This is a genomic window from Amycolatopsis rubida (genome assembly GCF_900115345.1).
Lineage (GTDB): Bacteria > Actinomycetota > Actinomycetes > Mycobacteriales > Pseudonocardiaceae > Amycolatopsis > Amycolatopsis rubida.
Map to the genome: position 1 here is coordinate 221,247 of NZ_FOWC01000006.1, position 12,145 is coordinate 233,391.

A 12,145-nucleotide genomic window follows, 5' to 3' on the forward strand; every position below is an offset into this window, starting at 1 on the left:
CTTCAGAACCGGTCGACGTCCCGGATCGCCTGCGCGAACTCGGCGGGCGCCTCCTGCGGCACGTTGTGGCCGATGCCGTTGAGCACCCGGTGGTCGTACCTGCCGGAGAACTTCGCCCGGTACGCCGCGCCGTTCGCCGCCGCGCCGTCGAAATCGCTGGCCAGCGTGATCGTCGGCGGGGTCAGCACCGGGCCGGCGAAGAGCTTCTCCTCCAGCTTGCCGTACTGCGGTTCGCCGTCGGCCAGCCCGAGCCGCCAGCGGTAGTTGTGCACGACGATCGCCACGTGGTCGGGGTTCGCGAAGGACTGGGCCGTGCGCTGATAGGCGGCGTCGTCGAAGTGCCAGGCGGGCGAGACGGTTTTCCAGATCAGCCGGTTGAACTCGTCGCGGTTGCGCGTGTACCCGAGCACGCCGCGCTCGGTGGCGAAGTAGTACTGGTACCACCAGCCGAGTTCGGCCGCGGGCGGCAGCGGCTGCTGCTGTGCTTTGACATTCGTGATGAGGTACCCGCTCACGAGCACCTGTGCCTTCACCCGCTCCGGCCACAGCGCGGCGAGCACGGCGACGGTGCGCGAACCCCAGTCGAACCCGCCGAACACCGCTCTCGGGATCTTCAGCGCATCCATCAACGCGATGATGTCCGAGGCCACGGCCGACTGCTGTCCATTGCGGACGGTGCCGCCGGAGAGAAACGCCGTAGTCCCGTAGCCGCGCAGGTAAGGCACGATCACGCGATAGCCGTCCTTGGCGAGGGCGGGCGCCACGTCCACGTAGCTGTGGATGTCGTAGGGCCAGCCGTGGAGCAGGATGACCACCGGCCCGTCCGCCGGACCGGCTTCGGCGTACCCGATGTTCAGCACGCCGGCCCGCACCTGCTTGAGCGGGCCGAACGATGTGTGCCCGCCAGCGGGAACCGCCGGCGCCGCCGCGGTCCGCGCTGAACACGCGGCAAGCGAGGCCGTCGCCACCCCCGCGGCGACTGCCTGCGAAAACATTCTCCTGCTGATCATCGGGAACACTCCTGAACCGGGTCGAATCTGTGCTTCGACCGTACGGAGCGGCCCCCGGCGCGTGCGCCCGTCGGATGACGGAACCGGTGTAGGTCATCGGTGCGCGGGCCGCCGAAGACCTCGCAATTAAGTCAGGCGATTGACTTAATCTCGCGGGTTGGCCATGATCGCCGGGGTTGCCGGTTGCGAGCAGGAGGTTGGGATGCCCGAGAGCGACGTGGAGCAGGTGCCGCGGTTTCCGTTCGAGCAGCCGGGGGCGTTGGCGCCGCCTGCGGAGTGGGCCGAGCTGCGGGCGGGGTGTCCGGTCGCGCGGGTCGCGTTGGCGAGCGGGGACGAGGCGGCGTTGATCACCCGCTACGCCGATGTGAAAACCGTGCTCTCGGATCGCCGGTTCACGCGTCCGACTCCGGCGGACGACGCGGCGCGGGTCGCGGACACGGAGAGCGGCGGGGTGTTCAACAGCGAGATGGCGACGGTGATCCCGCAGCACGGCGCGGCGCATCTGAACTGGCGGCGGATGATCGGGAAGTGGTTCACGGCCAAGCGGATGAACGCGTTGCGGCCGGGGATCGCGGCGATGGCCGAGCAGCTGGTCGGGGAGATGGTGGCGAAGGGCGGTCCGGCGGATCTGAAGGCGGGGCTGGCGTTTCCGCTGCCGGTGTGGGTGATCTGCGACATGCTCGGCGTTCCGGACGCTGATCGGGACCGGTTCGCGCACTGGTCGGACGTCATGCTCAGCATGACCCGCTACACGCAGGAGGAGTTCGACGCCGCGCAGGCGGATTTCGGCCGGTACATGGGCGCCCACATCGCGGCGAAACGCGCGGAGCCGGGGGAGGACCTGCTCAGCGCGCTGATCACGGACACCGACGCGGACGGCGAGCACTGGTCGGACGCGCTGCTGACCGCGACCGGGATCGGGCTGCTGATCGCCGGGCACGAGACGACGGCGAACATGATCGCGAAGATGGTCGCGATGCTGCTGGCCGACCGCACGCGGTGGGAGGAGCTGCTCGCCGACCCGTCGCTGGTGCGGACCGCGGTGGAGGAGACGCTGCGGCTGGACGCGAACGCGGGGGTGGGGATGTCGCGGTATCTCACCGAGGATTTCGAGGTCGCCGGAACCGTGCTTCCCCGTGGCACCACGGCGATGTGCAGCATGGCCGCGGCCAACCGGGACGAGTCCGCGTTCGAGGCCGCCGCCGAGATGGACTTGCGGCGCAGCCCGAATCCGCATCTGGCGTTCGGGGCGGGCGCGCACGCGTGTCTGGGGCAGCCGTTGGCCCGCACGGAGCTTCAGGTGGCGCTGGAGGTGCTGGTGCGCATGCTGCCGTCGCTGGAACTCGCCGTCCCGGCAGCGGAACTGCGGTGCATCGAGGGCCTCGCGGTGGGCGGGTTGCGGGAACTGCCTGTGCGATGGTGACGGCCATGCCGAACAAAGCCACTGGCGACGACCTCGACAAACCGCTGCGGGCGCACGCGACCCGAGAGCGGATCCTGTCCGCCGCCGAGCGCCTGTTCGCCGAGCACGGGATTCTCGCGGTGTCCAACCGCCAGGTCGGCGAAGCCGCCGGACAGGGCAACAACACCGCGGTCGGCTACCACTTCGGGACCAAGGCCGATCTGGTCCGCGCGATCGCGCGCAAGCACTCCGCCGCGATCGAGGAGCGGCGGCAGCGGAGGCTGGCCGAGATCGGCGAAAGCGCGCAGCTGCGGGACTGGCTCGACTGCCTGGTGCGTCCGCTGGCCGAGCATCTGGCCGCGCTGGGCAGTCCGACCTGGTACGCGCGGTTCGCCGAGCAGGCCATGGCCGATCCGACGCTGCGGCCGATCGTCGTGGCGGAGTCGCTGTCCTCGCCGTCGCTGGCGCGGATCGTCGAGGGTTTGCGGCAGCGGCTGCCCGACCTTCCGCCCGAAGCGGCCGCCGAGCGCAGCGACATGACCCGCACCCTGCTGGTCCACCTGACCGCCGAACGCGAACGCGCCCTCGCCGGGAAAGCCCCCACCCCGCGCCCGGGATGGGACGAGGCCGCCACCGGACTGATCGACGCGCTGATCGGGCTGTGGCAGGCGCCGGTCACCGCGTCGCCGAACGAAAGGAAAAAACGCCGATGAAGGTCACTGTCGACGAGGAACGGTGCTGCGGCGCGGGCACCTGTGTGCTGCTCGCGCCGGAGGTGTTCGACCAGCGCGAAGAGGACGGCATCGTGCTCCTGCTCGACCAGCGCCCCGGCGAAGAACTGCACGCGACCGTCCGCGAAGCCGCCAGCGTGTGCCCCGGGGTCGCGATCTCCGTGGACGAGAACTCGTAAGCGGCGCCGCGGTTCCTCCGGCCGTCTTCGCCGCACCCGGACGCCTTTCCCTCGCGGATATGGTTAGGCTAACCTTCGCCTTGCCGTCCGTCGAGCGAAAGCTGGTTCCGCATGACCGTCGATCTCCTCGGCACCGAGCCGACCGTGCACTTCGAGGCCGAGGTGCTCGCCGTGGCTCCGCTTGGCGAGAGCCTGGTCCGGGTGACCTTCGGCGGTCCGGGGATGCGGGACGTGACGACGTGCGGGCCTGATCAGCGGATCAAGATCTTCCTGCCCCGGGAGCCGGGGGCCGGCGCGCGGGTGCCGACCGGCGAGGACTGGTACCGCCGCTACCGCGAGATTCCCGAGGCGGAGCGGCCGTACATGCGCACTTACACGATCCGTGCCGCGCGGCCGGGCGAGATCGACGTCGATTTCGTGCGGCACGGCGACAGCGGTCCGGCGACGCGCTGGGCCGCCGCGGTGAAGCCGGGCGACCGAGTCGTCGTCTACGGCCCGAACGCGAGGTTCGAGGACGACGGCGACCCTGCCCGCCGGGGTGCGGATTACGGTGCTCCGGCCGACGCGAGCTGGCAGCTGATCGCCGGCGACGAGACCGCGCTGCCCGCGATCGGCGGCATCGTGGAAAGTCTGGCTCCGGGCCAGCGGGCTTACGTCTTCGCCGAGGTGCCGGTCGCGGCGGACTGCCAGGAGTGGCAGACCGCGGGCGAGGTCACCGTGACCTGGCTGCCGCGCGACGGCGCTCCGGCCGGGACGAGTGCGGCGCTGCTCGCCGCGGTGCGCGAAGCCGACCTGCCTGCCGAGCCCGGTTATGCGTGGCTGGCGGGGGAAGCGCGGCAGGTGCGGGATTTGCGCCGGCACTTGGTCGGCGAACGCGGGATGGATCGCAAGCGCATCGATTTCTGCGGGTACTGGCGCTACGGGAAGTCCGAGGACGCCCCGTTCGAGCCGGAACCGCGGGACTGAGGCCCGCTGAGGTGAGGAACGCGGGGGAAACGACGACGCCGCGCGCCGCCGTCCGGCTGCTGGGGCAGTGCCTGCGCGCCCAGTGGAAACACGTGCTGCCCGCGATCGCCGGGGGTGCGGTCTTCCAGCTTTCTTCGGTGATTTTCCCGCTCTGCGTGGAAAAAGCCATCGACCAGGGCATCAACGCCGGGGACCAGGCGGCGACGCTGCGGTGGGCGCTGGCCATCGTCGGGGCGGCGGCGCTGCTGGTGGCCGGGCTCGCGCTGATGCAGTGGCAGATCACCGTCGCGGCGGTCTCCGCGTCGAACGGGCTGCGGGCCGGGCTGCTGGACCACGGGCTGCGGATGGACCGGCGCGGCCTGGCGCGCTTCGGCCGCGGCGACCTCGCCACCCGCGGCACTCGCGACGTCGATTTCGTGCACCACTGGCTGGCCGGATTCGCCTCGATGGTCACCGGGCTGGGCGGATTCGCCGTCATCCTGGTGCTGATCGGCAGGCTGGACGGCCTGCTCGCGCTGGTCGGCCTGGCCACGGTGCCCGCGCTGGTCGCGCTGAACATCGTGCTGCCCCAACGGTTCTCGGCGGCCAACAACCGGCTGGCGGCCGCGCACGGGGCGCGCGCCGACTCGGTGGAGGAACTGCTTTCCGCGAGTGTCGCGGTGCGCGGGATCGGCGGCTTCGGGCCGCTGCTGGACCGGCACGCCGAGCACAGCCGGACGGTCGCCGAGGAGACGGTCGCGACCGCGAAGGCGGCGGCGAACTGGGCCGCCACCGGGCCGTTCGTGCCGGGCCTCGCCACCGCGGCCGGGCTGCTGGCCGGCGGCTGGGCGGCGATCGACGGGGCGCTGACCGTCGGCGGCCTGGTCGCGTTCACGACGTGGATGGCGATGCTGGGCATGTGGGTCGGGGTGCTCACCGACCGGTTCACCCAGCTCGGCGAGGCGCTGACGGCGGGGCGGCGGATCGCCGAGGTCCTGGCCGCGCCTGCGGCGGCGGACGCGGGGCAGCCGCTGCCGGGACCGGCGGCTCTGGTCGCGTCGGGAGCGGTGGCCCGCCCGGGGCCGGACCGGACGATCGGGCCGTTCGACCTCACTGTCGCGCCGGGGGAGTTCGTCGCGGTCACCGGGCCGATGGGCGCGGGCAAATCGACATTGCTGCGGATGCTGGCGGGCTGGAGCGACCCGGACACGGGAACCGTGCGCTACGGCGATGTCGACCTGCGCACGGCCGCGCGCGGGGAGATCCGGCGGCGGCTGGTCTTCGTGCCGCAGCGGCCCGCCCTGCTTTCCGGGACGATCCGCGAAAACCTGATGCTGGGGCGACCGCGGCTGACTGAGGAGGAGCTTCGCTCGGCCTGCGCGGCGGCGGCGATTCACGACTATCTCGCAAGCCTTCCGAAAGGCTACGACACGGAAACCGGCGAAGGCGGAGCCACGTTGTCGGGCGGCCAGTTGCAACGGCTGGCGCTGGCGCAGGCGTTCCTGCACGGCGCCGACGTGCTGCTGCTGGACGACGTGACCTCGGCGGTGGACGCGGCGACCGAGCAGCGGATTCTGGCCGGGCTGCGCGAATGGCTGGACGCGGGGGAGGGCCGGGCAGTGGTGTTCGCCGGGCACCGGAGCGCCGTCGCCGAAGCGGCCGACCGCGTGGTGGCGCTGCCCGCCGGGGCGGTTCCCGACGCGGTGGGGGCGTGCCGTGCCTGACTCGACGCACGACGCGGGCCGCCGTTCCCGCAGGGGAGCGCCCGATGCCTGAAGCACCGCTGTTGAGCGAAAAACCGCGCCTGCGCGGGGTGCTGCGCCGGACCGTTCCGTTTCTCCGGCCGCACCGCGGCGTCTTGGCCATGGCGATCGGCCTCGGGACCGCCGCGACGCTGGCGCTGACCCTCGTCCCCTCGGTCGTCGGGTGGGCGGTCGACCGGGTCGCCGGCCGGGACGGCGAAGGGCTCGGGTTCGCGGCCGCGGCGTTCGCCGGGCTCGTGCTCGCCCGGCTGATTCTCTTGCGCAGCGGGGAGATCTGGCTCGCCAAAGCGGGCGAACGGGTGGTCAAGAGCCTGCGCGACCTCGTCGTTTCGCGGCTGGCCACCGCGCCGCTGCGGTTCCTGGAAGCGCAGCGTTCCGGCGATCTGCTCCGCCGCAGCACCACCGAGATCGCCGACCTCGCCTCGTTCGTGCGCGGAGACCTCCCGGACCTGCTTTCGGTGACCGGCTATCTCCTTTTCACCACGATCCTGCTGCTCGTGTACTCATGGCAGCTCACGCTCGTCGTCGTGCTGGTCTTCCTGCCGCTGTCGGTGCTGGTCATGCGGTGGTTCCAGCGCGGAGCCGGTCCCGCCTTCGCGGCCGAAGCCGCCGCGCAGGCCGCTGTCGCCGCCACCTACCGGGAAGGCCTGCAGGCCCGGGAGGCGATCGTTTCGCGCGGGGCGGAAGACCAGTGGCGCGAACGCTTCGACCGAGACGCGGCCGAGGTGCGGAAGACCGCGCTGCGCACGGAGTTCGTCGTTCTCCGCACCGGCGGGGTCACCCTGGCCCAGAGCGTCGCCGACGCGACGATCCTCGTCTTCGGCGGCGGGCTCGTGCTCGCCTGGGGCCTGCCGCTGAGCACCGTCGCGGTGTTCGTCGTCGCCATGCGGCAGCTGTTCGATTCCACCAACCAGCTGACCACCCTGATCGGGCAGCTGCAGACCTCGCGCACCGGCCTCGCCCGGCTGCTCGACCTGCTCGACCTCGCCGAGCGGCCCGCGGGCTCCGGGCGCGGAGCCGACGTGCCCGAACGCGGCGTGCTCGAAGCGTCCACAGTGGACTTCCAGTACACCGCCGGCGTTCCGGTGCTCACCGGGGTGTCGTGCACGTTCCCACCGGGCTCGCGCACCGGGCTCGTCGGCCCGACCGGGTCGGGCAAGACCACGCTCGCGAAGATCCTCACCGGGCTGTACCCGGTCGACGGCGGCTGCGTGCGCTACGCGGGCGTCCCGCTGGAGGAGATCGAGCCGGACCTCCTGCGCCGCCGGATCATGCTGGTGCCGCAACGGGTGCACCTGGTCGCGGGCACCCTGCGGGACAACATCCGGCTCGTTCCCGATCCGCCGCCGGACGAGCGCATCGCGCGGGCGCTCGAAGAGCTGGGCCTGCGCGAATGGGCGGCGAACCTGCCCGCCGGGCTCGACACCCCGGCCGGCGACTCGCTTTCCGCGGGCGAACGGCAGCTGGTCGGGCTGATCCGGGCCGCGCTGGTGGATCCGGCGGTGCTCGTGCTCGACGAGGCCACCGCGGACGTCGACCCGGCGACCGGGGACCGGATCGAGCGGGCACTGGACCGCCTGCACGCCGGCCGTTCCCTGATCGTCGTCGCGCACCGGCAGTCGACCATCGACCGGCTGCCCGCGGCGGTGCGCCTGGAATCCGGCCGGGTACTGGCGGGCGAACGATGACCGCGGTCTCGCCGGCCCCTCCGGGCGCCGACCGGCGGCGGCTCACCACGCTCCGGATCGCCGGGCTGGTCGTCATCCTGGCCCTGGTGCTCGCGGCCATGCTCGTCAGCGTCGCCGTCGGGGCCAAGCACCTGCCGCTCGGCGTGGTCTGGGACGCGGTCTTCCATTTCGACGGCTCGTACGACGCGAACCTGGTCTGGGACCAGCGGATCCCGCGCACGCTGCTGGGCGCGCTGGTCGGGGCCGCGCTCGGCGGGGCGGGGGCGCTCATGCAGGCGGTGACGCGCAATCCGCTGGCCGATCCCGTGCTGTTCGGCGTCGAGGCGGGCGCGTCGGTCGCCGTCGTGACCGCGATTTCCTTCCTCGGGGTCTCCAGCCTTTCCGGCTACGTCTGGTTCGCGCTCGCCGGCGCGGCGGCGACCAGCGTGCTCGTCTACGTCCTCGGCGCCAGCAGCCGCGGCGGGGCGACCCCGGTGCGGCTCGCTCTGGCGGGCACGGTGGTGACGGCCGTGCTGACCGGCGTGATCACCGCGTTCACCACGATGCACGCGAAAACGTGGCAGGTCATGCGGTTCTGGACGATCGGCTCGCTGGTCAACCGCGGCTACGACGTGCTGTGGGAGGTGCTGCCCTTCATCGCCGCCGGCGTCGTGCTCGGGCTCGCGGTCACCGGAGCGCTCAACGCGCTGGCGCTCGGCGACGACGCGGGCCGGGCGCTGGGCGCGCACGCCGGGCGGACCCGGATCGTCAGCATGCTCGCCATCGTCCTGCTGTGCGGCGGAGCGACCGCCGCCGCGGGACCGATCGGTTTCGTCGGTCTCGCCGTGCCGCACGCGGTGCGCGCGATCGCCGGCCCGGACAACCGGTGGGTGGTGCCGTACTCGATGGCCGTCGCCCCGCTGCTGGTGGTGGGGGCCGACGTGGTCGGCCGGGTGGTCCTCCCGACCGGGGAACTGGAGGCCGGCGTGGTGACCGCGGTGATCGGCGCGCCGGTGTTCATCCACCTGGTCCGCCGGAAACGGCTGGCGAAACTGTGACCGCGACCGCGAATCGCCAGTGGACGGTCCGCTCCGGACGGGTTTCCCTGCGGGTGCACCGGCGGACCGCCGTCGTGGCGGCCGCGCTCGTCGTGGTGTGCCTCGGGGCGGTGCTGGCCAGCCTGCTGTCCGGGCAGTACGAGATCAGCGTTCCCGGCGTTTTCCGCGCGCTGGGCGGGCACGGAACGCTGCAGCAGCGGTACTTCGTCAACGACGTCCGGCTGCCGCGGGTGCTGGTGGCGCTGCTCGTCGGGGCGGCGCTGGCGGTGAGCGGGGCGATTTTCCAGAGCCTGTCGGCGAATCCGCTGGGCAGCCCGGACATCGTCGGGTTCAACAGCGGCGCCACCGCCGGGGCGCTGATCTGCCTGGTGCTGCTGCACGATTCGGGGCTGCTCGCCACCGGGATCGGCGCGGTCGGCGGAGGCGGGGCCGTAGCCGTGCTGGTCTACCTGCTGGCGTATCGGGGCGGAGTGGGCGGATACCGGCTGATCCTCGTGGGCGTCGGGATCAACGCGCTGCTCGGCGCGGGCATCGCCTATCTGCTGAGCCGGGCGGAGCTGAACGATTCGCTCAACGCGCAGATCTGGCTCGTCGGGAGCCTCAACGGCCGAGGGTGGGACCAGGTGCGGATCCTGCTCGTCGTGCTGGCCGTGGTGCTGCCGGTGGCGTTCTCGCTGAGCCGGGCGCTGCTGACGCTGGAAATCGGCGAGGAGCCGGCGATATCCCTGGGCATGTCCGTGGGTTCGGTGCGGCGCTGGGCGGTCGTGGTGTCGGTGGTGCTCAGCGCGGCGGCGATCGTGTGCGCCGGGCCGATTTCGTTCGTGGCGCTGGCCGCGCCGCAGGCGGCGAAACGGCTGGCCCGCTCCGCCGGGCCCTCGCTGGTGGTCTCGGCGCTGACCGGCGCGGGCCTGCTGGCACTGGCCGATTTGCTGGCACAGCGGCTCATCGCGGGCGTCCAGCTGCCGGTGGGCGTGACGACGCTCGTCCTCGGCGGACTGTATCTCGGCTGGCTGCTCGTCGGCGAAGTCCGCAAGGGCCGCACCTGAACGGAAAATGCCGCCGTTGTCACTTTTCTGGCCTATGGCTGGACGCGTCCCCTTAGGCTAGCCTTCCCTAAGTCTACTGAGGGAGCTGTGATGACCAATCCGTTCGACGACGAGAACGGCCGATTCCTGGTGCTGGCCAACGACGAGGACCAGCATTCGCTGTGGCCCTCCTTCGCCGAGGTGCCCGCCGGCTGGAGAATCGTCAAAACCGAGGCGAGCCGCCAGGAATGCCTCGACTACGTCGAGCGGAACTGGACCGACATCCGGCCCAAGAGCCTCGTCGAGAGCATGGCGGCGGAAGCGGCCGAACGGCCGTGAACGACCGGGAAGGCACCGACCGGCGCGGATTCCTGATCAAAGCCGGGGCCGCGGGCGCGCTCGCGCTGGGAATCGGTTCCGCGGTCGGCGAAGCGATGCCGGCCGGACGCGGCGAACCCGTCGCGATCGACCCGAAGGCGCTCGTCCGGCCGCGGGCGCAGGGCGACCGGACCGCCGTGGTGCGTCCGGCGGCGAACCGCGAGCCGTCCGGCGCGCCGTTCCGCGGCACGGTCACCGAGCTGACCCCGTTCCTCGACCCGCTTCCCCGGCTGACGCCGGCATACGGGAACGGTGCGGGCGAGCTGACCATCCGGATGCGCGCGGCGACCGTCCGGCTGCATTCGCAGCTGCCGCCGACGAAGATCTGGGGATTCGACGGCCTGTTCCCCGGTCCGGTGATCGAAGCCCGCCGCGGCCGCCCGCTGCGCGTCACGTGGCGCAACGAGATCGCCGGGACCATGCCGGTGCCCGTCGTCGAGATCCCCTTCGACGAGAACGCCGATCCCTATCAGTGGGATGTTCCCGGACGGGAAGGCGTTCCGCCGCGCGCGGACGTGGCGGCGCTGCCCGGCTGGACCTCGACCCACCTGCACGGGCACTTCAGCGACGGCAGCAGCGACGGCTGGGCCGAGGACGCCGTGCTGACCGGCCACAGCCAGCTGGTCGAGTACCGCAACGACCAGCCCGCCACGACGCTCTGGTACCACGACCACGCCATGCACATCACCCGCTGGAACGTGATGGCCGGCCTGCTCGGCATGTACATCCTGCGCGACGACGAGGAGCGGTCCCTCCGGCTGCCCTCGGGCGAGCGGGAAATCCCGCTGGTGATCTGCGACCGGAACCTCGACACCGACGCGCGGAACCGGCTCACCGGCACGATGCTGCACAAGACCACGATCATGAGCACCGACCCGCTGAAGCAGGTGCGGTCGTTCGCCGGGCCGTACACGCTCGTCAACGGGGTGATCTGGCCGCATCTGGACGTCGAGCCGGACTGGTACCGCTTCCGGATGGCCAACGCCTCCAACACCCGGCCCTACAACGTGCAGCTGGTCACCGACGACGGCAAACCCGTGCCGCCGGGCACGGTCTTCGTGATCGGCACCGACGCCGGATTGCTCGGCGCGCCGGTGGACGTCCGCGACGGGTTCAGCCTCGCCGCGTCCGAACGCGCCGACGTGCTGATCGATTTCCGCGCGCTGGGCGGGCGGAACCTCAAGCTGCGCAACGTCAACTACGACCCGGGGCCGTGGCCGGACTTCCTGCAGTTCCGGGTGAGCGGGTTCGGCCGTCCCTCGGCGTTCCGGCTGCCGAAGACGCTGGCGAGGTCGTTCCGGCGGGTCACCGAAAAGCAGCCGGTGCAGGCCGAGCGGATGGTGATGCTGACCCCGGTCGGCGTATCGCACGCCCGCCTGTGGGAGATGAAGCGCATCGACGGCCCGCCCGAGGGCAAGCTGCCGATCGACGGCATCGTGCAGGTCAAAGAGCGGGACGGCACCGTGGTCACCTGGCAGCGGATGGCCTACCGGTGGACCGATCCGCTGCAGTACACCGTGGCGACCGGCGCCTGGGAGCGCTGGCGGTTCTTCAACCTCGACTGGTCCGGCTGGCCGCATCCGATGCACGTGCACGTCTGCGCCTTCCAGCCGGTGAAGCGCGGTTACTACAACATCGACGGCTTCAAGTTCATCGACCTGCCCGGCGGCGGCATCGGCGGCGGCACCGCCACGCCGGTGTTCTGGAAGGAGTCGCCGCCGGTCGAGCCGGCGCAGGCGGGCTGGAAGGACGTGGTGAACGCGGACGCGGGGGAGGCGGTCGACGTGATCGCCAAATTCGCCGACGTCACCGGCAAATTCGTCTACCACTGCCACATGCTCGAACACGAGGACATGAGCATGATGCGCCCGTTCCTCGTGCAGCCGAAGGAAGTCATCGCCGTCGCCGAGTCGATGGAGCACGAACTGCCGCCCGCGCCCGGCGGCGGTCACGCTCACTGAGTTCCGGCACCACGAGAGGATCACCT

General features: G+C 71.7%; 11 protein-coding genes. 10 read left to right on the forward strand and 1 reads right to left on the reverse strand.

Annotated features, from left to right (window positions below):
- Nucleotides 1-2: 2 nt before the first annotated feature.
- The gene (locus BM362_RS24000) at nt 3-1,010 is read right to left on the reverse strand and encodes an alpha/beta hydrolase (protein WP_067587496.1); all 1,008 of its coding nucleotides are present in this window, start codon (nt 1,008-1,010) and stop codon (nt 3-5) included.
- A gap of 202 nt (nt 1,011-1,212) precedes the next feature.
- Here BM362_RS24000 and BM362_RS24005 point away from each other — a divergent pair, with 202 nt between their 5' ends.
- The 10 genes from BM362_RS24005 (at nt 1,213) to BM362_RS24050 (ending at nt 12,119) form a co-directional block, all read left to right on the forward strand.
- A complete protein-coding gene (locus BM362_RS24005) occupies nt 1,213-2,433 on the forward strand; it encodes a cytochrome P450 (protein WP_093574613.1) in 1,221 nt (406 codons plus the stop codon).
- A 5-nt stretch (nt 2,434-2,438) separates the two neighbouring features.
- Nucleotides 2,439-3,125 (forward strand): TetR/AcrR family transcriptional regulator, encoded by a 687-nt coding sequence (locus BM362_RS24010; protein WP_067594162.1) that lies wholly within the window; start codon nt 2,439-2,441, stop codon nt 3,123-3,125.
- Nucleotides 3,122-3,322 carry a ferredoxin gene (locus BM362_RS24015; protein ID WP_067594130.1) on the forward strand — a complete coding sequence of 67 codons (201 nt, stop codon included), beginning with the start codon at nt 3,122-3,124 and terminating at the stop codon, nt 3,320-3,322. The genes BM362_RS24010 and BM362_RS24015 overlap by 4 nt, the downstream gene beginning before the upstream one ends.
- A 111-nt stretch (nt 3,323-3,433) precedes the next feature.
- Nucleotides 3,434-4,288: a siderophore-interacting protein gene (locus BM362_RS24020; protein ID WP_093574614.1), complete on the forward strand. Its 855-nt coding sequence runs from the start codon at nt 3,434-3,436 to the stop codon at nt 4,286-4,288.
- A gap of 11 nt (nt 4,289-4,299) precedes the next feature.
- Complete coding sequence (locus BM362_RS24025; protein WP_167545407.1) at nt 4,300-5,991, forward strand: ABC transporter ATP-binding protein; 1,692 nt, start codon at nt 4,300-4,302, stop codon at nt 5,989-5,991.
- A gap of 44 nt (nt 5,992-6,035) precedes the next feature.
- Nucleotides 6,036-7,718 (forward strand): ABC transporter ATP-binding protein, encoded by a 1,683-nt coding sequence (locus BM362_RS24030; RefSeq protein WP_093574616.1) that lies wholly within the window; start codon nt 6,036-6,038, stop codon nt 7,716-7,718.
- The gene (locus BM362_RS24035; protein ID WP_067594121.1) at nt 7,715-8,755 is read left to right on the forward strand and encodes a FecCD family ABC transporter permease; all 1,041 of its coding nucleotides are present in this window, start codon (nt 7,715-7,717) and stop codon (nt 8,753-8,755) included. Before BM362_RS24030 ends, BM362_RS24035 begins: the two co-directional genes overlap by 4 nt.
- Nucleotides 8,752-9,801, forward strand: coding sequence for a FecCD family ABC transporter permease (locus BM362_RS24040; protein WP_093574617.1), 1,050 nt, complete (start codon nt 8,752-8,754; stop codon nt 9,799-9,801). The genes BM362_RS24035 and BM362_RS24040 overlap by 4 nt, the downstream gene beginning before the upstream one ends.
- Nucleotides 9,802-9,891: 90 nt before the next feature.
- Complete coding sequence (locus tag BM362_RS24045) at nt 9,892-10,119, forward strand: MbtH family protein (protein WP_093574618.1); 228 nt, start codon at nt 9,892-9,894, stop codon at nt 10,117-10,119.
- Nucleotides 10,116-12,119 (forward strand): multicopper oxidase family protein, encoded by a 2,004-nt coding sequence (locus BM362_RS24050; RefSeq protein ID WP_067594112.1) that lies wholly within the window; start codon nt 10,116-10,118, stop codon nt 12,117-12,119. The genes BM362_RS24045 and BM362_RS24050 overlap by 4 nt, the downstream gene beginning before the upstream one ends.
- The last annotated feature ends 26 nt before the right edge of the window (nt 12,120-12,145 follow it).

Coding starts and splice junctions, on each gene's coding strand:
- BM362_RS24020 (WP_093574614.1), top strand. CDS start 3,434: ATGACCGTCGATCTCCTCGGCACCGAGCCGACCGTGCACTTCGAGGCC.
- BM362_RS24045 (WP_093574618.1), top strand. CDS start 9,892: ATGACCAATCCGTTCGACGACGAGAACGGCCGATTCCTGGTGCTGGCC.
- BM362_RS24010 (WP_067594162.1), top strand. CDS start 2,439: ATGCCGAACAAAGCCACTGGCGACGACCTCGACAAACCGCTGCGGGCG.
- BM362_RS24030 (WP_093574616.1), top strand. CDS start 6,036: ATGCCTGAAGCACCGCTGTTGAGCGAAAAACCGCGCCTGCGCGGGGTG.
- BM362_RS24000 (WP_067587496.1), bottom strand. CDS start 1,010: ATGATCAGCAGGAGAATGTTTTCGCAGGCAGTCGCCGCGGGGGTGGCG.
- BM362_RS24015 (WP_067594130.1), top strand. CDS start 3,122: ATGAAGGTCACTGTCGACGAGGAACGGTGCTGCGGCGCGGGCACCTGT.
- BM362_RS24035 (WP_067594121.1), top strand. CDS start 7,715: ATGACCGCGGTCTCGCCGGCCCCTCCGGGCGCCGACCGGCGGCGGCTC.
- BM362_RS24005 (WP_093574613.1), top strand. CDS start 1,213: ATGCCCGAGAGCGACGTGGAGCAGGTGCCGCGGTTTCCGTTCGAGCAG.